15 protein-coding genes and 7 tRNA genes are annotated in these 21,184 nt (G+C 74.4%); 13 read left to right on the top strand and 9 right to left on the bottom strand.

Translation table 11 applies throughout. The annotated features are described in order from the left end of the window. The first annotated feature begins 49 nt into the window (after positions 1-49). Positions 50-766, top strand: a complete 717-nt coding sequence (locus Dvina_RS21135) for a DUF998 domain-containing protein (RefSeq protein ID WP_223104187.1) — start codon at positions 50-52, stop codon at positions 764-766. Here Dvina_RS21135 and Dvina_RS21130 read toward each other — a convergent pair. After that, positions 729-3,719: a glycoside hydrolase family 2 TIM barrel-domain containing protein gene (locus Dvina_RS21130; protein ID WP_246656350.1), complete on the bottom strand. Its 2,991-nt coding sequence runs from the start codon at positions 3,717-3,719 to the stop codon at positions 729-731. The genes Dvina_RS21135 and Dvina_RS21130 overlap by 38 nt on opposite strands. Positions 3,720-3,743: 24 nt before the next feature. Here Dvina_RS21130 and Dvina_RS21125 point away from each other — a divergent pair, with 24 nt between their 5' ends. From Dvina_RS21125 to Dvina_RS21110, 4 genes are all read left to right on the top strand, one after another. Then, positions 3,744-6,488, top strand: coding sequence for an AfsR/SARP family transcriptional regulator (locus Dvina_RS21125; protein ID WP_223104185.1), 2,745 nt, complete (start codon positions 3,744-3,746; stop codon positions 6,486-6,488). 64 nt (positions 6,489-6,552) lie between these two features. Further along, positions 6,553-7,725 (top strand): FAD-dependent oxidoreductase, encoded by a 1,173-nt coding sequence (locus Dvina_RS21120; RefSeq protein ID WP_223104184.1) that lies wholly within the window; start codon positions 6,553-6,555, stop codon positions 7,723-7,725. Between the two features lie 13 nt (positions 7,726-7,738). Continuing rightward, entirely contained in the window at positions 7,739-11,653 is a 3,915-nt protein-coding gene (locus Dvina_RS21115; protein WP_223104183.1) for a CHAT domain-containing protein, read from the top strand. Positions 11,654-11,818: 165 nt separating this feature from the next. Beyond that, positions 11,819-13,342: a GGDEF domain-containing protein gene (locus tag Dvina_RS21110; protein WP_246656349.1), complete on the top strand. Its 1,524-nt coding sequence runs from the start codon at positions 11,819-11,821 to the stop codon at positions 13,340-13,342. Between the two features lie 121 nt (positions 13,343-13,463). Here the strand turns inward: Dvina_RS21110 and Dvina_RS21105 are convergent, their stop codons facing one another. From Dvina_RS21105 to Dvina_RS21090, 4 genes are all read right to left on the bottom strand, one after another. Then, positions 13,464-14,192, bottom strand: coding sequence for an MOSC domain-containing protein (locus Dvina_RS21105; RefSeq protein ID WP_223104182.1), 729 nt, complete (start codon positions 14,190-14,192; stop codon positions 13,464-13,466). 189 nt (positions 14,193-14,381) lie between these two features. Next, positions 14,382-15,797: a hypothetical protein gene (locus Dvina_RS21100; RefSeq protein WP_223104181.1), complete on the bottom strand. Its 1,416-nt coding sequence runs from the start codon at positions 15,795-15,797 to the stop codon at positions 14,382-14,384. Between the two features lie 66 nt (positions 15,798-15,863). Continuing rightward, entirely contained in the window at positions 15,864-16,529 is a 666-nt protein-coding gene (locus tag Dvina_RS21095; protein ID WP_223104180.1) for a response regulator, read from the bottom strand. After that, positions 16,526-17,629 carry a sensor histidine kinase gene (locus tag Dvina_RS21090; RefSeq protein ID WP_223104179.1) on the bottom strand — a complete coding sequence of 368 codons (1,104 nt, stop codon included), beginning with the start codon at positions 17,627-17,629 and terminating at the stop codon, positions 16,526-16,528. The genes Dvina_RS21095 and Dvina_RS21090 overlap by 4 nt, the downstream gene beginning before the upstream one ends. Before the next feature lie 303 nt (positions 17,630-17,932). On the opposite strand from Dvina_RS21090, the gene Dvina_RS21085 reads away from it, so the two are divergent. Beyond that, positions 17,933-18,005: transfer RNA gene (locus tag Dvina_RS21085), tRNA-Trp, on the top strand. A gap of 38 nt (positions 18,006-18,043) precedes the next feature. Further along, a tRNA-Glu gene (locus Dvina_RS21080) sits at positions 18,044-18,115 on the top strand. Between the two features lie 451 nt (positions 18,116-18,566). On the opposite strand, the gene Dvina_RS21075 is transcribed toward Dvina_RS21080, so the two are convergent. Then, on the bottom strand, positions 18,567-18,800 hold the full coding sequence (locus Dvina_RS21075) for a hypothetical protein (protein WP_223104178.1): 234 nt from the start codon (positions 18,798-18,800) through the stop codon (positions 18,567-18,569). Here Dvina_RS21075 and Dvina_RS21070 point away from each other — a divergent pair. The 6 genes from Dvina_RS21070 to Dvina_RS21045 all read left to right on the top strand — a co-directional run bounded on the left by Dvina_RS21070 (position 18,774) and on the right by Dvina_RS21045 (position 19,526). Next, a tRNA-Gly gene (locus Dvina_RS21070) sits at positions 18,774-18,847 on the top strand. The genes Dvina_RS21075 and Dvina_RS21070 overlap by 27 nt on opposite strands. 6 nt (positions 18,848-18,853) lie before the next feature. Next, positions 18,854-18,926: transfer RNA gene (locus Dvina_RS21065), tRNA-Gln, on the top strand. 11 nt (positions 18,927-18,937) lie between these two features. Continuing rightward, a tRNA-Gln gene (locus Dvina_RS21060) sits at positions 18,938-19,009 on the top strand. Between the two features lie 4 nt (positions 19,010-19,013). Further along, a tRNA-Thr gene (locus Dvina_RS21055) sits at positions 19,014-19,085 on the top strand. A gap of 28 nt (positions 19,086-19,113) precedes the next feature. Continuing rightward, positions 19,114-19,186 (top strand) — tRNA-Leu (locus Dvina_RS21050). A gap of 37 nt (positions 19,187-19,223) precedes the next feature. Continuing rightward, on the top strand, positions 19,224-19,526 hold the full coding sequence (locus Dvina_RS21045) for a hypothetical protein (RefSeq protein ID WP_223104177.1): 303 nt from the start codon (positions 19,224-19,226) through the stop codon (positions 19,524-19,526). A gap of 15 nt (positions 19,527-19,541) precedes the next feature. Here the strand turns inward: Dvina_RS21045 and Dvina_RS21040 are convergent, their stop codons facing one another. The 3 genes from Dvina_RS21040 to Dvina_RS21030 all read right to left on the bottom strand — a co-directional run bounded on the left by Dvina_RS21040 (position 19,542) and on the right by Dvina_RS21030 (position 21,112). Then, positions 19,542-19,931 carry a PPOX class F420-dependent oxidoreductase gene (locus Dvina_RS21040; protein WP_223104176.1) on the bottom strand — a complete coding sequence of 130 codons (390 nt, stop codon included), beginning with the start codon at positions 19,929-19,931 and terminating at the stop codon, positions 19,542-19,544. 10 nt (positions 19,932-19,941) lie between these two features. Then, positions 19,942-20,340 (bottom strand): pilus assembly protein CpaE, encoded by a 399-nt coding sequence (locus tag Dvina_RS21035; RefSeq protein WP_223104175.1) that lies wholly within the window; start codon positions 20,338-20,340, stop codon positions 19,942-19,944. A gap of 199 nt (positions 20,341-20,539) precedes the next feature. Further along, positions 20,540-21,112, bottom strand: coding sequence for a GrpB family protein (locus Dvina_RS21030; protein ID WP_223104174.1), 573 nt, complete (start codon positions 21,110-21,112; stop codon positions 20,540-20,542). Positions 21,113-21,184 lie beyond the last annotated feature (72 nt).

The following is a 21,184-nucleotide window of genomic DNA, read 5'->3' as shown; positions in this document are numbered from 1 at the left end:
CGCGTCAACCAAGGTTGACGGCGCGGCGCTTGTCAACTATGGTTGACACATGACGGGGATCGATACGCTGGTGGCCGCCGCGACGCCGGCCCGCCCACCGGAGCGCCCGAACCGCCTGCTGCGCGCGGGTCTGGTCGCGGGCCCGCTGTTCGTCCTGACCTTCCTCATCGAGCCGGCCCTCCACCCCGGCTACGACCCGATCCGCCATCCGGTGAGCTCCCTCGCGCTGGGCCCGGCGGGCTGGGTCCAGGTGGTGAACTTCGTCGTGGCCGGGGTGCTGTCCCTGCTGTTCGCCGCCGGCCTGCGCCGGGCGCTGCGGCCCGGCCCGGGCGCGAGGGCGGTCCCGATCGCGGTGGCGCTCTGGGGCGTTGGCCTGCTCGGCGCCGGCATCTTCACCGCCGACCCGGTCAGCGGCTACCCGCCCGGCACCCCGGCGACGCCGGCCGCGGCGACGATCCACGGCCGCCTGCACGACCTGGCCTTCTCCCTGCCGATGTTCGCCGCGCTCGCGGTGGCCATGCTGGCCCTGGCCTACGCCTACGCCCGCCGCAACACGCTCGGCTGGGCCGCGTATTCGGCACTGTCGGCTGTCGCGTTCGTCGCCCTGATGGCCACGGCCGTCGCCGGCTTCGCCCAGCAGTCCCCCGTCGTCGAGGTCGCGGGCCTGCTGCAACGCCTGGCTCTGACCACCGGCTGGGTGTGGTTCGCGCTGGTGGCCGGGCACGAGATCAGGCGAGCGTCCGCAGCCGCAGTGCGAAGGTCGTAGGCGCCGCCCGCAGCGCGTACTCCGGCAGGACGCCGGGGCCGCAGGCGGCGCTGCCGAGGCCGTGGTGGGCGTGGTCCAGGTGCAGGTGGACCCGCCCGTCGGGGACGAGGTCGGCCCGGTGGCGGGCGGCGTCCAGGGCGGCGGTCGACCAGCGGCGGGCCGTGAAGTCGATCCGCGGCCGGCCCTCGACCCGCAGCCCGGCCCCGTCCGCGGCGGTCAGGGTCAGCCAGCGCGCGTCGGCCCGGTTGCCGTTCTCCTGCGGATACACGTACGGCGTCGCGAGGTCGTCCACAGTGGACGAGTAGCGGCCGATGAGGGCCGCGGTCCGCGAGTCCGGATACGCCTCGCCCGGCCCGGCCCCGAACCAGGTGACGTCGCCCAGCTCGTCCGGCAGCTCCAGGTGCACGCCGAGGCGGGGCAGCGGGAGGTCCCAGTCCCCCTCGGGCTCGACCCGCACCGTCAGCTCCAGGCCGTCGCCGGCCGGGCGCCACGTGTACCAGGTGAGCAGGCCCAGGTCGGTGGCGGCCGGCGCGACCCGGGTGGCGACGACGAGCGCGTCGCCGTCCAGCTGCAGGCCGACCAGGCGGTGGGTCATCCGGTGCAGGCCCGCCGCCCGCCACCGCGCGGCGACCGGGTCGGGGCCGAGGCGGTCGTTGTCGATCGGGGCCCGCCACACGTCGAGGACCGGGCCGCGCAGGTCCAGGTCGCCGAGCCGGACGAGGCGCCCGTGGACCGGCTCGAACTGCCCGGCGCCGAGCCGGATGGCACCGCCGCCGGGCCGCGCCGCTCCGCCCGCCGCCCCGGGCCGCCCGGGCGCCGCGAGCTCGGATGCCTGACGCTCGGGTGCCTGGCGCTCGGATGCCGCGAGCTCGGGCGCCTGGCGCTCGGGGGCCTGGCGCTCGGGGGCCTGGCGCTCGGGGGCCTGGCGCTCGGGGGCCTGGCGCTCGGGGGCCTGGCGCAGGAGGGCCTGGCCGCTGCCGAGCACCAGGCCCGCCGGGTCAAGCGCGCGGACTGTCAGCCACGTCTCGCCGTCCGCGGGCGCGTCCGGGGCGGGCGGCACCTCGACGACCGCGTGCTGCCCCGGTGGGACCGCGGGCGGTTGCAGTACCCCCTCCTGCAGCACGACACCGTCGGCCGAGACGTCCCAGTGCAGCGTCACGTCCGCCAGGGAGCGGAACACGTAGCGGTTGCGGACCGTGACCGCGCCCGGCTCGACCGCCAGCCGGACCGGCGCATAGACGGCGCCGAGCTCGGTCAGGCCCGGCGACGGCGTGCGGTCGGGGAAGACCAGGCCGTCGATGACGAAGTTGCCGTCGTGCAGCGGCTCGCCGAAGTCGCCGCCGTAGGCGTAGTCGCCCTGCGGCCGGCGGATGCCGTGGTCGAGCCACTCCCAGACGAACCCGCCCTGGCAGCGGGGGTGGCGGTCGAACAGCTCGTCGTACTCGGCGAGGCCGCCGGGGCCGTTGCCCATCGCGTGGGCGTACTCGCACAGGATGAACGGCAGGTCCGGCACGTGATGCTCACCCCGGCCGATGGCGTCGACCTCGGCGTGGCTCGCGTACATCCGGCTGTAGACGTCGACGTGCTCGCAGCTGCGGTCGCCCTCGTAGTGCAGCGGCCGGCCCGGGTCCCGGCCGCGGGCCCAGCCGGCCATCGCGCCCAGGTTGGCGCCGACGCCGGCCTCGTTGCCGAGCGACCACATGATGACCGAGGGGTGGTTCTTGTCCCGCTCGACCATGCGCCGCATCCGGTCCACGCAGGCGTCGGTGAAGCGCGGGTCGTCGCTGGGATTGCCGCGCCAGCCGACCGGCTCGAACCCGTGCGTCTCGTAGTCGCACTCGTCGACGACCCAGAAGCCGAGCTCGTCGCACAGGTCGAGCACGGCCGGGTGGGGCGGGTAGTGGCTGGTGCGGATGGCGTTGACGTGGTGGCGGCGCATCAGCTCCAGCTCGGCCCGGACCACGTCGAGGGGCACGACCCGGCCCAGCTCGGGGTGGAACTCGTGGCGGTTGACGCCGCGCAGCACGATCCGGCGGCCGTTGACGGTGAGGATGCCGCCGGTGATCGCGACGGTCCGGAAGCCGATCCGCAGCGTCGCCGTCTCCGTGGCCGTGGCGACGAGCAGGTCGTAGAGGCGCGGGGTCTCGGCCGTCCACGGCTCGACCGGCCCGGCGTCGTGCGCGGCCCCGGTCGCCAAACCGTCCAGGCCCAGCTCGGGGAGGCTCACCCGGGCGTCCGCCGGGCCCTCGACCCGCAGCCGGCCGTGGCCGTCGGGCTCGTAGCCGGCGTGGACGAACACGTCACCGACACCCCCGGCGGGCCGGGCGAGCAGCGTGACGTCCCGGAAGATCCCGGGCAGCCACCACATGTCCTGGTCCTCGAGGTAGCTGCCGGCCGACCACTGGTGCACCCGGACCGCGAGGACGTTTGCCGCGCCCGGGCGCAGCACCCCCGTCACGTCGAACTCGGCCGGCAGACGGCTGCCCTGGGTGACGCCGAGCTCGACCCCGTTGAGCCACACCCGCCCGCAGGAGTCGACGCCGTCGAAGCGCAGGCTCGCGGCCTCGCCGAACGACGCCGGCACGGCGAAGACCAGGCGGTGGTCGCCGGTCGGGTTGTCGGTCGGCACGTGCGGCGGGTCGACCGGGAACGGATACACGACGTTGGTGTACGCGGGCCGCCCGTGCCCGTGCATCGGCCAGCTCGACGGCACCGGCAGGCCGGCCCAGCCCGAGTCGTCGAAGTCCGGCGCCCAGAACCCGTCGGCCGCCTCGGCGGCACTCGGCGCGAGCCGGAACCGCCAGGTCCCGTTGAGGCTCAGCCGCGGCGCGTCGGTGCTGAACGCGGCGCGGGGTGCGCTGGTGCCGATGGGGACGCCGAAGCCGCCGCCGGCCGATCCGCGCGGCCCGACGGCCTGGCCAGTGTCGCTCGAACTGCCGGTCAGATGCTCCACGCCACCAAGGATAGGTTGGGACCCATGCACATCCGCCTCCTCGGACCGGTCGGGATCGCCGGCGGCGGCGAGCTGCGCACGGTGGCCGGGGAGCGGCGCACCACCGTCCTCGCCGTCCTGGCCCTCGCCCACGGCGAGGTGGTGAGCACCGACCGGCTCATCGACGCCGTCTGGGGCGCCGACCCGCCCGCGACCGCGCAGAACACGCTCCAGCAGCACGTGTCGTACCTGCGCCGGGCCCTCGGCGACGCCGGCACGATCGCGGCCCGGCCGCCCGGCTACGTGCTGACCGTCGCCGGCGGCGGGGACCCGACCGACGCGGCCCGGGCCGACCGGCTCATCCGGGCCACCGCCGACACCGACGACCCCCGCGAGCGGGTCCGGCTGCTGCGCGAGGCGGTCGCGCTGTGGCACGGCCGGCCCCTGGCCGGGGCCGCGGGCCTCGACGAGGACGCCGAGCGGCTGCACACCGTGTGGCTGCGGGCCCAGGTCGCCCTGGCCGAGGACCGGCTGCTGCTGGGCGAGCACGCGGCGGTCGTCGCCGGGCTGGGCCGGCTCGCCGCCGACCATCCGGTCGACGAGCGCCTGCACGGGCTGCTCATGCTCGCGCAGTACCGCAGCGGCCGCCCGGACGCGGCCCTGGGCACGGCCCGGCGGCTGCGCGAGACCCTCGGCGCCGACCTCGGCCTCGACCCGGGGCCGCGGGTGCGCGACCTGGAGGCGGCGATCCGCCGGCGCGACCCGGCCCTCGACGTGGACGCCGCCCCGGCCGCGGCGCCCGGCCCGGTCCCGGCCCAGCTGCCCCTCGCGGTGCGCGGGTTCAGCGGCCGGGCCGGCGAGCTGGCCCGCCTCGGCGAGCTCGCCGCCGCGCCCGGCCCGGTCGTCGCCGCGATCACCGGCCCGCCCGGCGTGGGCAAGACGAGCCTCGCCGTCCACTGGGCCCAGGCCGCCGCCGGCCGCTACCCCGACGGCCAGCTCTACGTCGATTTGCGCGGCTTCGACCCCGGCGGCGCCGCCACCGAACCGGCCGAGGCCCTGCGCGGCTTCCTCGGCGCCCTCAACGGGCCCGAGACCCTGCCCGACGAGCCCGACGAGCTCGCCGCCCGGTTCCGCGGCAGCGTCGCCGGCCGGCGGGTCCTCGTCGTGCTCGACAACGCCCGCGACGCCGAGCAGGTCCGGCCCCTGCTGCCGGAGTCCGGGCGGTCGATGACGCTGATCACCAGCCGGACCAGCCTCACCCCGCCGGGCGCCCGGCCCCTCGCCCTTGACCTGCTCGGCCCGGCCGAGTCCCGCGACCTGCTGGCCGGGCGGCTCGGGCCGGACCGGGTGGCGGCCGAGCCCGACGCGGCCGACGAGATCATCGCCCGCTGCGCCCGGCTGCCGCTCGCCCTCGCCGTCGCCGCCGCCCAGGTCGCGACCCGGCCCGGGGTGTCCCTCGCCGAGCAGGCGGCCCAGCTGCGCGACGCCGCGGGCCGGCTCGACGCCCTCGACGGCGGCGACCCGGCCACCGACGTGCAGGCGGTGTTCTCCTGGTCCTACCGGGCGCTGAGCCCGGCCGCGGCCCGCCTGTTCCGCCTCCTCGGCCTGCACCCGGGCCCGGACCTCACCGCGCCCGGCGCGGCCAGCCTCGCCGGGGAGCCGCTGACCCGGACCCAGTCGCGGCTGCGGGCGCTGCTGCACGCCAACCTGCTCGCCGAGCCGGTCCCGGGCCGCTACGCGCTGCACGATCTGCTGAAGGCGTACGCCATCCGCCGCAGCCACACCGAGGACACCGGCGAGGACCGCCGCGCCGCGGTGCACCGGGTCCTCGACCACCACCTGCACACCGCCCACGCCGCGGCCCTGCTCATCGACCCCGGCCGCCGCCCCCTCGACCCGCCCGCGCCGGTCGCCGGGCTCACCGTCCCCCGGCTCGGCGACCCGGTGCGGGCCCTGGCCTGGTTCGAGGCCAACCACCGGGTCCTCACGGCGGCCGTGCGCCTCGCCGCCGACGAGGGCTTCGACGTCCACGCCTGGCAGCTGCCGTGGACGATGACGACGTACCTCGACTGGCGCGGCCACCGCCCCGAGCTCATCGCCGCCCAGACCGCCGCCCTCGCCGTCATGCAGCGCATCGGCGAGGTGCCCGGCCGGGCCGGCGCCCACCGCGAGATCGGCCGCACCCTGCACCGCCTCGGGCGGGCCGCGGAGGCGGCCGAGCACCTGGCCGAGTCGGTCCGGCTGTACGCCGCGCTCGGCGACGGCATCGGCGAGGCGAGGGCCCGCTACAGCGCCGGGATGCTGGCATCCGCGGCCGGGCGGCCCGACGCCGCCCGGGCCGAGTTCGGCGCCACCCTGGCCCTGGCCGAGGCCGCCGGCGACCTGCTCTGGCAGGGCCGCACCCTCACCGCACTGAGCTGGGCCTGGGTGCACTCCGGGGACCTGGACCGGGCGCTGCGCCTCGGCGACCGGGCCCAGGCGCTGCTGCAGCGGGCCGGCGACCGGCACGGCGAGGCGTTCGCGTGGAGCACCAACGCCGGCATCCACCACCGCCGCGGCGACTACGAGGCCGCGACCCGCGCGCACCGGCAGGCGATCCGGCTCATGCACGACTTCGGTGACCGGGCCTCCCACGCCGGCATGCTCGCCGAGCTCGGCGACACCTGCCTGGCCGCCGGTGACCCGCCCGGCGCCGCGGACGCGTGGCGGCGCGCCCTGCACCTCTACGAGCAGCTCGGCGACCCCGCCGCCGACGAGATCCGCCGGCGGCTGGCCGCGCCGCCCGTGTGAGGGTGCTGCGAAGGTTCCGTGCAGGGCGGCGCCCCCGCGCCCGGCCGGGCCTAGCGTCGCAGGTGTGCGGACTGTCGACGTGTTGGTGGTGGGGGCCGGGCTGGCCGGGCTGCACACGGCCCGGCTCCTCGCGGCCCGGGGCTTGGACGTGCTCGTCGTCGACAAGCGGCGGTCCCTGACCAGCGGGGTGCGGACCACGGGGATCTTCGTGCGGCGCACCCTCGACGACTTCGACCTGCCCGCGCACCTGCTCGGCCCGGGCGTGCGCGACGTCGTGCTGTATCCGCCGTCGCGGCGCCACCCGATCCGGCTCACCAGCGACCGGGACGAGTACCGGGTCGCCGACATGCCCGGCGTCTACGCCCACGCCCGCGAACGCGCGGCGGCGGCCGGTGCATCGGTGCTCCTCGGCGTGCGCTACGACGGCGGCGCCGGCGACGTGGTGGACCTGCACGGGTACGGGGCGCTGCGGGCCCGGTTCGTCGTCGGCGCGGACGGCGCCCGCTCGCGGGTGGCCCGGGACCTCGGCCTCGACGTGAACCGGCGGCTCCTCGTCGGCGCCGAGGTCGTCTACCCGGTCCGGGGCTCCGGCGGGCCGCCCACGTTCCACTGTGTCCTCGACCCGCGGATCGCGCCCGGGTACCTCGGGTGGGTCATCGAGGACGGCCGGCACGCGCACGTCGGGGTGGCCGGGTACGCGAATCACATGAGGCGGGGCGTGCGCCATCTGCTCGACGAGTTCGCCGCGTCCGCGCCCGGCGTCGGCGAGCCGGCCGGTGAGGTCGAGCGGCGCGGCGGGCCGATCCCCGTCGGCGGTGTGCTGCAGCGGCTGGCCTGCCCGCGGGGGCTGCTCGTCGGGGACGCGGCCGGGGCCGTGTCGCCGCTCACCGCGGGCGGGCTCGACCCGTGCCTGCGGCTGTCGGAGCTGGCCGCGGCGGTCACCACGGCCTATGTGCGCTCGGGGGACGTGTCGGTGCTGCGGCAGTACGACGGCGCCATGCTCCGCAGCAGATTCCGGGGACGGCTGCTGCTGCGGCGGGCGTTCGGCGGCCTGCGGTCACCGCGTGCCGTGGAGGCGGCCGTGGCGGCGCTGCGGGGACCCGGCGGGCGGGCGCTGGCGAGCCGCGTCCTGTTCGGCGACGGGTCGTTCCCGGACGTCGGCGATCACGACGGCCGGCCGGTGCCGCGCACCTACGTGACACCGCGGGCCGCGGGGAAAGCGGGGTGCGGGCCCTGACATGATGGCCCGCATGGCTGAGCCCGGATTGGTCACCGTCGCGTACGCCCCCGGCGACGCCGCGCACGTCGACGCCGTACGCGACCTGTGGATTCTGGTCCGGGCGGCCGGATTCGACGCGCGCCTCGTGGAGCGCGACGGCGTCGGCGCCGACACCGTGGTGCTCGAGACCGGCGCGCTGACGCAGGAGGTCCACCTGGGCGGCGGGCCCGAGGAGACGCTGGCGTGGCTGCGCGCCGGGAACGCGGCCCGCACGACGCGGCACGACCTGCGCATCGCCGTCGCCGTGGCCGGCAGCCGGGTCCGCAGCACCGTCACCCTCGCCGGGGCCGTGCTGTGCGAGCGCGACGAGCCGCTGCCGTTCGGCCGCGACGAGGTGTGGGACCTGCTCGACCGGCCCGGCGCGGAGGCCCGGCTGGCCCGGCTCGGGCAGCGGCTGTCCGCGGCGCTGTTCGACGCCGACGCCCTCGACTACGTGACGGTCCTGCTCACCGCCGGGGTCCCCGGCACCACCCTCGACGTGGTCGTCGACGCGGACGGGCCCGCCCACGAGCTGCCGTTCGAGCTGCTGCGCCTCACCGACCAGCGGGTCCTCGTCGCCGTCGACGGGGTGCGGCTGACCCGGTCCGTCACCGGCGTGCCGGCGCCGGAGCCCACCGCGACGCCGGGCCCGCTGAAGATCCTCGTCGCCGTCGGGGCGCCCGAGCGGACCAGCAACCCGCCGCTTGACGTCGAGGCCGAGATGCAGGCGATCGTGTCGGTCGTCGGCGGGGTCGGGCGGGCCGAGGTCACCATCCTGGAGGTGGCGGGCCCGGCCGAGATCGCCGACGCGCTGCGCCGCGACGCCTATCACGCGCTGCACCTGTCGGCCCACGGATCGCCGTACGGGGTCGAGCTCGAGGACCGCGACGGCAACGCGGTCGAGGTGAGCGCCGAGGACCTCGTGCGCGCCCTGCGCCGCGGCGGCCGGCCGGTGCCGCTCATCGTGCTGTCCAGCTGCGGCGGTGCCGCCGACGCCGACGCCGGGCTCGCGGTCACGCTGCTGCGCCACGGCGCCGGCCGGGTCCTGGCCATGCAGACGACGATCACCGACTGGTACGCGACGCGGCTGCTGACCGCCGTGTACCGCAGCCTCGCCGAGGGCGGCACGTCCGTCGCCGCGGCCGTCGCGCGGGCGCGGGCCGAGCTGTTCGACGAGACGGCCGGCAAGCAGCCGCCGGTGCGGCCCGAGTATGCGGTGCCCGCGCTGTTCGCCGCGTCCGACGGGCCGCTGTGGGAGTCCGGCGCGCCCGCGGTACACCTGCAGAACCCGACGGACCTGCCGACCGGCACCGGCGTGCGTGAGCTCCTGCTCGGCGACCTGGTCGGCCGGCGCGGGCTGCTGCGGATCATCACGCAGACGCTGCGCGACGAGGTTGCCGGCGGCCCGCTGGTCAACGGGGTCGTGCTCACCGGCCCGGCCGGGATCGGCAAGACGGCCCTGGCCGGCCGGGTCGTGCACCGGCTGCGCGACGACACCGGCGACCCGTGGACGATCCACATCCACACCGGCGCCGGTTTCCTCGTCGACGACGTCGACCGGCTGGCCAAGACCCTGCGCACCGAGCGGCTCCTGCTGGTCTTCGACGACTTCGAGCAGAACCTGACGGTCGGCGGCGGCGCGTTCGCCGACCCGGGCTTCGGCGAGGCGTTCGCGACACTGGCCGGCGCGGCCGAGCGGGGCAAGATCCTGGTGACGACCCGCTATCCGGTACCGTCGGTCAGCTCACTACTGCGCATCGACGTCCCCCCGCTGACCGACGCCGAGCTGAGCCGCCTGCTGCTGCGGATGCCGGCGCTGCGGGAACTGTCCACTGAGGACCTGTCGCTGATCGTGACGACCGTCGGCGGGCATCCGCGGCTCGTCGAGTTCGTCGATGCGCTGCTGCACGGCGGCGCGCGGCTGCCGGAGGTCACGCAGCGGCTGCGGACGTTGCTGCAGCTGACGCCGTCTTCGCCGGCACCCGGGTCGCCTCTCGCCCCGCTACCAGCCGAGCCACCTGCGGCGCTTGAGTCGGATTTGCCGCCTTCGCCCGGATTGCCGGCGGACACCGCGGCGGTCGGCGGTGGGGCCCAGCGGTCGGACCCGGGCTCGGTGGCGCGGCAGGCGGTGGCGCTGGGCGCGCAGGACGTCCTGCTGACCGAGCTGCTCGACCTGCTCACGCCCGACGAGCGCGAGGCGCTGCTGCAGCTGGCCGTGTTCCGCATCCCGGTGGGCGCGACCGATCTGGCGTACGCGGTCCACGGCTCCTCCGAGGCGGCGGCGGCGATGGAGGCGCACCTGGCCCGGCTGCGCGACCTCACCCTCGCCACCCCGGCGCCCGCCTCCGCCGCGGGCGCCTCCACGTCCGGCACCTCGACGTCGGGCGCCCCGGACGTCTCCGCCGCGGTCGTCGAGCCGTGGCTGCGCGAGGCGCTCACCAAGGCCCAGGGCGACCGCCACGCCGAGCGCCACACCCGCGCGGGCGCCACCTGCCGGTGGATCATGGACGAGGGCCGGGCGGAGTTCGCCACCGTCATCGAGGGCGTGTACCACCTCGACGGCGACGCCCTGGCCGACTTCGCCACCGCGGTGCTGCCCAAGCTCGCCGGCGAGGGCGCTGTCGCGTCGTTCCTCGGCGAGGTCACCGACCGCCTCCCGGCGAAGCATCAGGCGTACCCCGCATTCCTCGCCCGCGAGCGCGACGCCCTGGAGGCCGTCGGCAGCATCGCCGCGGCCGCCGAGAAGGGCGAGGAGGCCGTCAGGCTCGCCGCACGATCCGGCGACCGCCTGGAGCTCAGCGCGGCCCTCGACGACCAGGGCCGCCTCCTGCACCGCCTGGGCCGCCTCGCCGACGCCCGCCGCGCCTACGAACGCGCCCTGGCCATCGACACCGAACTCGCCGCGGCGGACCCGGTCGACGTCCAGCTCCAGCGCAACCTGGGCCTGAGCCACCAGAAGCTGATCGGCGTGGCCCTGGACGACTCCGACCCCGACAGCGCCCGCACCGCCGCCGAGGAGGCCCTGCGCATCCGCCGACGCCTCGCCGCCGCCGACGCGGACAGCGCCCTCGCCTGGGACCTGGCCCTCTGCCTGTTCACCGCGGCCTTCCTCGACCCCCGCCCGCACCTGGAGGAGGCCCTGGCGATCTGGCGCCGCCTCGCCACCGACGACGCAGACAACCCGACCCTCCTCGCGAACCAGTTCGACGTGCTCAACGCCCTGGCCGGCCTCGACCCGCCCACGTACACGACGGACGCCTTCACCATCGCCGACCGCCTCACCGACATCGCCCCGGAGAACCTCGACTACCAGCGCAAACTCCTCCAGGCATACTGGCGCCTGGCCGATCTCGACACCAGCGCCGGCGACCTCGGGTGCGCCGCCGGCCACGTCTCCAGCGCCGTGTCCCTCGCCGAGCGCCTCGCCGGCGACGACTCCGTCGACGCCCAGCGCGACCTGGCCACCGCCTACCGCCGCCAGGCCGAGTACTTCGCCGCCGCCGCCCGGCCGGAGGAGGTCCGCGGCAACCTCGAACGGTCCACCGAGATCGCCGAGGCGCTCGTCCACCGCTTCCCCCGCACCGGCCTGCTGCACCGCGACCTGGCCGAGTCCCGCGAACGTCTCGGCGACTGGCTGCGCGACTGCGGCGACCCGGCGACCGCCCGCGCCCTGTACCGCCAGGCCCTGTCCAGCCGCCGTCGCCGCGCCGCCCTCGACCCGGAGGACACCGCCTCGCGCCTGGCGCAGGCCGAGGTCTACGCCCGCATCGCCGAGCTCGACGAGGCCGCCGGCCACCCGGCCCGGGCTCGGCGGCGGTGGCAGGAGGCGCTGGGCATCACGCGGGAGCTTCGGGCCGAGAGCCGGGCGTCGTACTTCGAGCAGAAACTCGCCACCACCGCGTTATAGTGCTCCAGCTCCTGGCCTGGCTCGACACCATCCCGGCCGCCCTGGCGCTGGAGCCGGCCCCATCCGCAGCTCCGCGACCTCATTGCCACCGTCGAACTCCCGTAAGTCACACCGGCCCGAGGTGTGCTGGACACCGATGTCGGCGTGCTAGGGAACGAGGATGTCATGGGTGGCCGCGGCTGGAAGTTGTACGCCATGTGGGCCGTGCTCGCCATCGGGTGCTATCAGCTCATCCCCGAGTCACCGTGGTGGAAGGGAGCCTGGCAGATCGGCATCGGCTACGGCGCCGTCACGGCCGTCCTGCTCGGCGTGCGCCGGTTCTCCCGGGGCGCCCGGGTGCCGTGGTGGTGCTTCGCTTTCGGCCTGTTCGCCAACACCTCCGGCATCGCGGTGGCGATCTACTCGTCCGAGGTCCTGCACGTGGACGAGCCCCCGACGCCGGCGGACCCCCTGTTCCTGCTGCTCTACCCGGCCTGCGCCGTGGGCTTCGCCCTGTTGATCAAGCGCCGTGAGCCCCGCCGCAACTGGGCAGCCATGGTCGACGCGGGCACGTTCACCACCGGGTTGGGCCTGCTGGCCTGGGTCTACGTGATCGGACCGGCCGTCCTCAGCGACGAGACCCGGCTGCTGGGCTCGGTGGTCCAGATCGCGTATCCGATCGGTGACCTGCTGCTGCTGGCCATGCTCACCCGGCTGGTGCGTTCGGGTGGCGCTCGCGGCTCGGCGTTCTGGTGGATCATCGGGTCGGGCAGCGCGTTCTTTGTCGGCGACGCGACCTGGGTGGTGCTGGGCAACCTCGGGATCGACATCAACGGTGTGCAGATCGCGAACCGGAGCGTCGACATGATCTTCCTGGTCGCGTACTCGCTGTTCGGCCTCGCCGCACTGCACCCGAGTGCCCGCGATCTGGACCGGGCCGCCGTCCGACCGGCCCCAAGGCTGAGCACCCCGATGCTCACGTCGCTGACCGTCGCCTCGCTGATCGCGCCGGCCCTGCTCGGTATCCAGCTGTACGCCGGCACGCCCATCAACGGACCGGCCATCGTGCTCGGCTCCACGGTGCTGTTCCTGCTCGTCGTGCTGCGCATGGCGCAACTGCTGCGGGAAGTCCAACGGCAGGCGGACCTGGTGCGCACGCTGGCGCGCCAGGACGAGCTCACCGGACTGCCCAACCGGCGCGCGTGGAACGACGAGATACCCCGGGCGCTCGAGAACGCCCGCCGCGACGACGTCCCGGTCAGCATCGCCATGATCGACCTCGACCACTTCAAGAAGTTCAACGACCGCTACGGCCATCCTGCCGGCGACCGGCTCCTGACCGACGCCGCCGAGGCCTGGCGGTCCGTGCTGCGCCAGGTCGACATCCTGGCACGGTACGGCGGTGAGGAGTTCATCGTGCTGTTGCCGGGCGCGAGTAGCGGCGAGGCGCTGCGAATCCTGCAGCGCGCTCTCGAGGTCACGCCGCTGGGTCAGACCTTCTCCGCCGGGCTTGCCCGTTGGGACGGGTCGGAGAGCTCCGGCGAGCTGACCGCCCGGGCCGACGCCGCGCTGTATCAGGCCAAGGCCGCGGGCCGCCGGCAGATCATGGTCGCGGCCGCCCCGCACGGCGCCGACGAGCTGCCCCGGTCCGACGACCACGAACCCGCCGTGAGCCTGAGCGTCTTGACGTCCTCGGGTCCGTTGCTTTGAGCACTACTGCTCGATCATGGTGTCGAGGCTGACCACGTCACCGTGTGGTGCTGACGGCTGCGGCGGGTCGTCGAGCTTGCGCACGAGCGCGCCGCGGGCGGGTGGTGCTTGCCGGGCGGGGTCAGCGGGTGAAGCATTCGTCGTCGACGGCCAGCGTGCCCGGGCGTTCGACGGTGGCGAAGACGCCGAATGTCATGTCGTGGTGGGCGGCCAGGAGTTTCAGCAGTTCGCCGTGCGCGCACGCGGCGTCCTGGGCCAGGTCGATCATCACGCAGCGGGTCAGTGGGCGGACCACGCGCAGGACGACCTCCGGGCCCGCGTGCAGCGACCGGCCGGCCCAGTGGTCCTCGACGACGTCGGAGTCGATGAGCAGGTTGGCGCGGAAGCGGGTCGCGTCGACCGGCGCGCCGTCGGGCTCCGCTGCGCCGAACGAAGCCAGCAGGCGCAGGCCGGCGGTCGTGATGATGCTGACCGGGCCCTCGTCGTGGTGCGGGATGCCGGCTTCGGGGGTGAGCGTCACCGTGTGCCCGAGGGCGGCGCTCACCGCGTGGTGGCCCAGCGGGTCGTCGGCGGCGAAGCGGCGGCCGTCGGGCAGCTCGACCTCGGGGACCGGGCCGCCGGTGCGGGCGTCGGCGCCGGCGAGCGGCCCGCCGATGGCGGCCCGGAAGTCGAACAGCCCGTCCATGCGCCGGAACCGTCTGGTGTGCTTGCCGCTGCCGAACTTCCCGTCCGGGCCGCGGACCGCCCACAGCCGGTCGCCGTCGAGCCCGCGGGGGCCGACAGTGGCTGCGGTGAGCGTCTCGCCCAGCATCGACTTCACCGGGTACCGCCGAATCTCAACGATGCGCAAACGGTCCCCCACCCAGACTCTCATGCCGGTCGCCGGGCGGGGGCGCCGGCCGCGGGACATCGAGCGCCACGAGTTTCGAGAATCCAAAGTGGACGAATGGAGCGCCAGGTCGCAGCGGCCCGGGCGGGCGGCGGCGCCCCGGTGCAGGATGGAACCTGCCCGGGTCGGCACCGACCGCAACGCTGCGCATCACGCCAACAGTACCGGCGCGACCGGCCGCCGGATCGCCGCGGTCCCCAGCGCCAGTGTCGCCGCCGCGACCGCCGCGAGGAACAGCCGGTCGGCCGCGCCGTCGGCCTGCGCGGCGAGCCCGAACACCGTGTGCCCGACAAGCGCGCCAGTGCACGCCGCGACCAGGTGCTCCCGCGTCCACTGCGCAGCGGCGCTCCACCGGCGCAGCCAGTACACCAGCGCGACCACCAGCGCCGCGGCGGCCACCATTGGCAGCAGCGACCACGTGCCGTGCGTGAACACCGGCCCCGTCGCCCCGCCGAACGGCCAGGCCAGCCCGAAGAAGAGCAGCGCACCGGCCCCGGCGACGGCGGCCACCACGGGAGCCGACGGCGGCCGGGCCGGCGAGGCCCCCGGCACGCGTACCCGCAGTGCCACCACGGTCACCGCCAGTGCGACGGCCGCGAAGACGAGCACCGCGGCGAGCGGCATCGTATATCCGGGGTCCTCGGCCGGCGGCACGGTCAGCCGCACGATGCCCGCACCGGCCAGGGCGATCAGGCCGGTCGCGATCAGGCCACCGCGGCGCAGGTAGGGCCGCTGACCGTGGCCCGGGAAGCACAGCTCGACCACGACGACCGGGACCGTGATGCTGAAGACCGCGTGGTACACCAGGTTGAGCAGCGTGTAGTCGGTGTTCACCCCGAGCAGCCGCGGCGCCCACCCGGCCGCGTGGTACAGGTGCGGGCTGGTGAGGCTCTGCAGCACCAGACCCTCTTCGACGATGCCGTAGGCGACGCCCATCAGCAGCAGGTTCGCGTAGCCGCCACCGGCGCGCCGCACGATCTCCCGGACGAACAGCGCGCCCCCGCCGTACAGCGGCGTGAAGATCAGCAGCACCCACGCCATGCGCAGCGGGATCGTGCCAAGTGTCAGCTCGGCCACGACCGGCGCCGTGCCCACCAGCAGCCACGCCGCTTTGCGGTTGCGCGGCCGGGGGTCCGGCACCCGCGGGAACGCCGAGCGCACGACGGGCCGGTTCACGGCAAGAACCAGCAGCGCCAACAGCAGCAGTTGCACTGCCTGCAGCCCGCGCAGCCACGCCGGGTATTCGGCGGCCACGACCAGATACGCCACCGCGACGAACCCGAACGCCGAGACGATCCGGACCCGGCGGTAGGCGGCGGCGACGCCCGCGAGGAGCTGGCGCGTCACCCAGATGTAGAGCACGGCGACGGCCAGGATCGGGACGGGCCGGGTCCACAGTGTCCGCTGCAGGGCGGCCCGGTCGGCGCCCGGCTGCCGGGCCAGCTGATAGGCCACGACGTCGTTGCGGAACACCAGGGTGAGCAGGGCGAAGCCGACGCTGACGGTCAGGCTCGCGATGAGCAGACCGACGACGACACGGATCGCGGTGCGCTGCTGCGGGGTCATGCTTCGACGGTAGGAAGTTCGGGGGCGCGGCGCGTCGGACCACGGTCCGAACTCTTTTCTCAGACCTCAGGATGAGGAACGGGGCCGGACGAGCCCGATGTCATACGCGAGGATGACGGCCTGGACGCGGTCGCGGACCCGGAGCTTGCGCAGGATCGCCGACACGTGCGTCTTCACCGTCGCCTCGGCCACCACGAGCTGCGCGGCGATCTCCGCGTTGGCCGATCCCCGGGCCAGCAGCTGCAGCACCTCCCGCTCCCGCTCGGTCAGCTGGGTGAGGACCCCGACCGGCGCCGGCGGTGTCGTGTCGGTGGCCACGAACCGGTCGAGCAGCCGCCGGGTCGCGGTCGGGGCCAGCAGCGCCTCACCGCGGGCCACCACCCGGACCGCCTCCACGAGCTCGGCCGGCCGCACGTCCTTGAGCAGGAACCCGGAGGCGCCGGCCCGCAGCGCCGCGTAGAGGGTCTCGTCCAGGTCGTACGTCGTGAGGATGATGACCCGCGGCCGCGGCCCGGCGGCGGTGAGCCGCGCGGTGGCGTCGATGCCGTCGGTGCCCGGCATCCGCACGTCCATGAGGACCACGTCCGGGTCGGTCCGCGCGGCGAGGGCGACCGCCTCCGCGCCGTCGCCGGCCTCGCCGACCACCTCGAGGTCGTCGCGCGCCTCGAGAATCATCCGGAACCCGGACCGGACGAGGACCTGATCGTCCGCGATGAGCACCTTGATCGTCATACCCGACCTCCGACCGGAATAGCCGCCTCGACCTGAAACCCGCCGTCCGGGTGCGGCCCGGCCGCGAGGGTCCCGCCCAGCAGCGCCGCCCGTTCGCGCATCCCGACGAGCCCCTGCCCGCCGCCCTTGCCCGGCGACGGCCCAACGCCGCCGAAGTCGCGCACCCGGACCAGGACCGTGCCGCCGCCGACCCGTACGAGCACCGAGGCCCTCGACCCGGGCGCGTGCCGCAGGGCGTTGGTGAGGGCCTCCTGCACGATGCGGTACACCCCCAGCTGCACTGCCGACGGCACGTCCCCGTCGCCTTCCCGCACCAGGTCGACCGGCAGGCCGGCCGCGCTCACCGACTGCCCCAGCCGCTCCAGGTCGGCGAGCATCGGCTGCGGCCCGCCGTCACCGTCACCGTCACCGTCCTCGCGCACCGTGCGCAGGAACCAGCGCAGCTCGGCGAGGGCCTGCCGGCCGGCCTCCTCGGTGCGCCGCAGCGCCTCCCGGGCCTTGGCCGGGTTGATGTCGAACACGTCGTCGGCCGCGGCCGCCTGCACCACCATCACCGACACCGTATGCGACAGCACGTCGTGCAGCTCCCGCGCGATCCGGGCCCGCTCCTCCAGGGCCGCCTGCCGCCGCTGCGCCACCAGCCGGGCCCCGCGCGCCCGCGCCTGCGCACCCCAGCTCCAGGCGAGCAGGCACGCGCCGAGCCACAGCCCGGCCGCGAGCCACCGCTGCTGCCCGAGCGCCGGCCCGCACACCGCGGCGACGGCGAGCCCGAGCACCGGCAGGGCCTCACCGGCCGGGCGCAGCCACGCGTACGTGCACAGGACCACGAACGCCACACCCGGCCCGAACGCCGGGAACAGCACCTGAAACCCGGCGCTCACCAGCAGCACGACGGCCGTCGCGGCCCGCGGGCGCACGTCGAGCGACCACAGCGCGGCCGCCTGCACGGCGAGCAGCAGGACCGCGACGATCCGCGCCCCGGCGACCCCGAGCAGCGCCGGCTCCAGCACGAACAGCGGCGCGGACACGACGACCGACCCGGCCACGAGCAGCCGCCGCCACCGCGGCGCCAGCCGAGCCGTGTACCCGTCCCCGCCCATGGCATGGACATTACGCAGTTAATGCGTTGCCCGCCCGATCCCCGGTCCGTATCGTTTGCGGTGCAAGCGAACGAGACAGCCGCACCGGAATACTCACGGCGCGACACACACAGCGAGAGGCCGAAGCGATGACGACGTGGACCGCGACCGAAGCCGGGCAGCAACCGCCCACGCTGGGTGGCGCGCTGTTCACGGGCCTCGAGCGCCCGCGACGGTGGCACGGGTAAGCGTTCTTCGCTTCCTCGAAGCCGCCCGTCCGGTACCCCGGGACAAGGGCGGTTTTTCTTTTGCCTTTCGCCGCTTAGGGGCGTAGCTCAATTGGCTGAGCGTCGGTCTCCAAAACCGAAGGTTGCAGGTTCGAATCCTGTCGCCCCTGCGCAACGAAGCACTGTTCGTTGACACGTGAATACACATGGCGGGTTCGGCCAGCGGTCAGGCCGCCGCGTTCTCAGCGCGGAAACAGGGGTTCGACTCCCCTACTCGCTACGAAGTGTGGCCATATGGCTTGAACCGATGACGACGACGCTGTAGGTTGCCTACCGTGGACCTGCGATTCGATGACCGGAACGGGTTGATCGCGGCAATCGATGGAGCGGCAAGCCCACGGGCGGTATTGATAAACCTAGGGATTTCCGTTCAGTCACGGAACTACCGCCGGCTGGAGGATGCGTGTCGTCGCCACGGGCTGTCACTTCCCGGCGCAACGCCAGACCGACTGGCCACGACCAAGAGATGCACTGGATGTCGGCAGACCCTTGCAATCGAGCACTTCGCGATTCGGAAGCGGTCCACGGGCTCGCGTCAATCTCGATGCAGGGACTGCTGCAGCGATGGTCGGCGCGATCATTACGAGCGGAACAAGCCGCGCCTCATCGTGGAGGTTCAGTCCCGGCGCAATGAGGCAAAGCTTCGCAACATGATCAGGATCATCGAGTTCCTATCGGCGCATCCATGCGTGGACTGCGGCGAGGCCGACCCGATGGTGCTCGAGTTCGACCACGTTCGGGGTGACAAGGGCGACAACATCTCCGCCATGACGCATCTGGTGGACTGGCAGCGAATCGCCGATGAGATTGCGAAGTGCGTCGTGCGTTGCGCGAACTGCCACAAGCGTCGAACCGCCGTCCAGGGCGGATGGCTCCGTGCGGTAGTTGTCCAACAGGTAGGACACCTGCCTTCCAAGCAGGCATAGATGGGGTTCGAGTCCCCACTACCGTTCGATGTTCCGGGGTACGGCGCTGGCGCCGTGGCCGCGCTTTGAACGCGGCACCCGCAGGTTCGATTCCTGCCCCCGGAGCGATACGACATTCCCTCGTCGTCCAGTCGGCAGGACACAGCACTCTGGATGCTGGAAGCGTGGTTCGAGTCCATGCGAGGGAGCGGTGCCAATGCAGCACGAATGGTGGTGCACCGGATTCGTAACCCGGAGGAGGGAGTTCGATTCTCCCCGTTGGCTCGCATGAGGAGATGCACGGTACCACCTTGCCCGGGTGGCCCAACGGAAGAGGCCGTCGGCTCAGACCCGGCGTACTGGGGGTTCGAATCCCTCTCCGGGTACCGAAGTCCACTGTGGAGCACGACGGAGGGGGCGACGATGGGTGTCCGGTTGCGCACGTTGCACATCGGGGCGGCGGACTTCGTGTGGCGGGCCGCCGTGCGGTATGTGCCCGGGACCGAGGGCGCCTGCCTGCGGGTCGTGCGCGTGCGGGTGTGGGGCGGCGGCAGGCACTCGCGGGTGCTGCAGGCCGACCTGACGGCGCCGGTGACTGACGAGTCCTGGCATCCGACGCCGCGGGACGTGAAGGCGCTCGTCGAGCACGCGCTCGCGCACGGGTGGCGGCCGGAGGTGCGCGGCGGCATGTTCGTGCTGCGCAACGCGCACCTCACGCCCGCGTGACGGGCCGCGCGGGGCTCACTGCCCCGTGATGTGCTCCGGTTCGATGGTGATGAGCAGGCGGACCTGGTCGCGGCCCCCGAACCACGGGTAGGGGCCGCCCAGGTACCGCTGGGCGAGGGTCTCGATGTGCTCCACCGCGCCGTCCTCGGTGACGCCGGTGACCCGGCCGCGGATCTGGAAGTATCGGCGGGGCTGGGCCGGGTCGCCGACCGCGACGGCGACGCGCGGGTCACGGGCGATGTTGCGGACCTTCTGATGGCCGCGGACCGAGTTGATCAGGATGTGCTTGCCGTCGGTGTCGACCCAGACCTGGGTGATCTGCGGCGAGCCGTCGGGCATGAGGGTGGTCAGGTAGCAGAGGCTGTTGTGTTCGAGCAGCTCGCGCAGCCCATCAGGAAGATCCACACTCGGCACCCTACTCCGCGGGCAGGAGCGTGCGCAGCACGGCCAGCGCGTACGCGTCCTCCGGGGTGGCCCCGAACGAGTCGGCCCGCCCGGTGACCGACACCCGCCACCCGTCGCCGGAGCGCTCGAGGCCGCGGAACGCCTCGCCGAGCAGCAGGCGCAGCTGGTGCTCGTGCGGCAGCCAGATCGCCTCGTCCCGCGAGATGTCGTCCATTGCCCATTCGGTGGTCCCGTTGAACCCGATGACCGCGTCCCCGCCGGGCAGGTCGTGCAGCTGCACGATCATGTCGCTGAGGACGAACGCCTGATCGTCCAGGTCACGGTCGGGGATGGCGAAGCGGTCGCCGGGCGCCGGATGCCAGTCCAGGCCCGCTTCGCGCAGCTCGATGGCCAGTTCGATGCTCAGCACACTTCCATAGTGCCCGATGGGTGAGGTGGGGTCGTGGTCGTTGCGAACACGCCCCGGCCCGGCCCGCCCGCGCTGGGGCATCGCCCGCCGCAGCCGCCACGAGGGGTGCCGGATTTGCCGGGTGTGAGCCGGGCGTAAGACGTGAATTAGTTTCAGGTATTAGGGTTGGTATCGGGAACGGGGATGGCAGCACCCACGCCTACTCCTCCCAGACCGGCACCCGGGCCAGTCCGAGCTCGTCCCGGGCCGCATCGACGAACCGCTGGATGAGCCCGGTCTTGCCCCGCGTATACGAGTCGCCGTCGTGCCCGGCCGCCGCCAGGCGCTGCTTCAGCCGCCCGTACTCGTCGCGCGCGGCCGGGTGCCGTCCGAGAAAGTTCCGCAACAGCCGTTCGTTGCGCGTCTCCCACGACGCCAGACTCACGACATGGAGGTGCACCGGCAACGCACGCCCACCTGACGCCCCGGCTCCGCTCGCCGACGCCTCGCCGTCGCGGCCCGCACCAGGGTCGGCCTCGCGGCGGTAGAAGTAGCGTTCCGGCATGCCGGTGTCGACGAGCGCGTAGCCGAGGCTGATCTCCGGAGCGGCACCGAGCACAGCAACGGCCGCCATCAGGTCGATGACCGGCTTCGCGGGCAGCCCGGGGATCGCGGTGCTGCCGACGTGCTCGACGGCCGTGAACAGGCCCGGGTGCGCCGCCCGCAGCTCCGCGATGGCGGCCTGGGCGTGCGCCGGCCACGCCGGGTCGTACTCGTCGACGTAGATCACCATGGCGGCGACTGTACCGACCCAGGCCGGAGCCGACGCCGCAGCCGCGACCGCGGCGGGAGCGATCGCGCCGGG

The sequence above is a fragment of the Dactylosporangium vinaceum genome (assembly GCF_019904175.1).
In the GTDB taxonomy this organism is placed as follows: Bacteria; Actinomycetota; Actinomycetes; order Mycobacteriales; family Micromonosporaceae; genus Dactylosporangium; species Dactylosporangium vinaceum.
The sequence above is the reverse complement of the archived record's forward strand: the minus strand, read 5'-3'. Positions and strand labels throughout refer to the sequence as shown.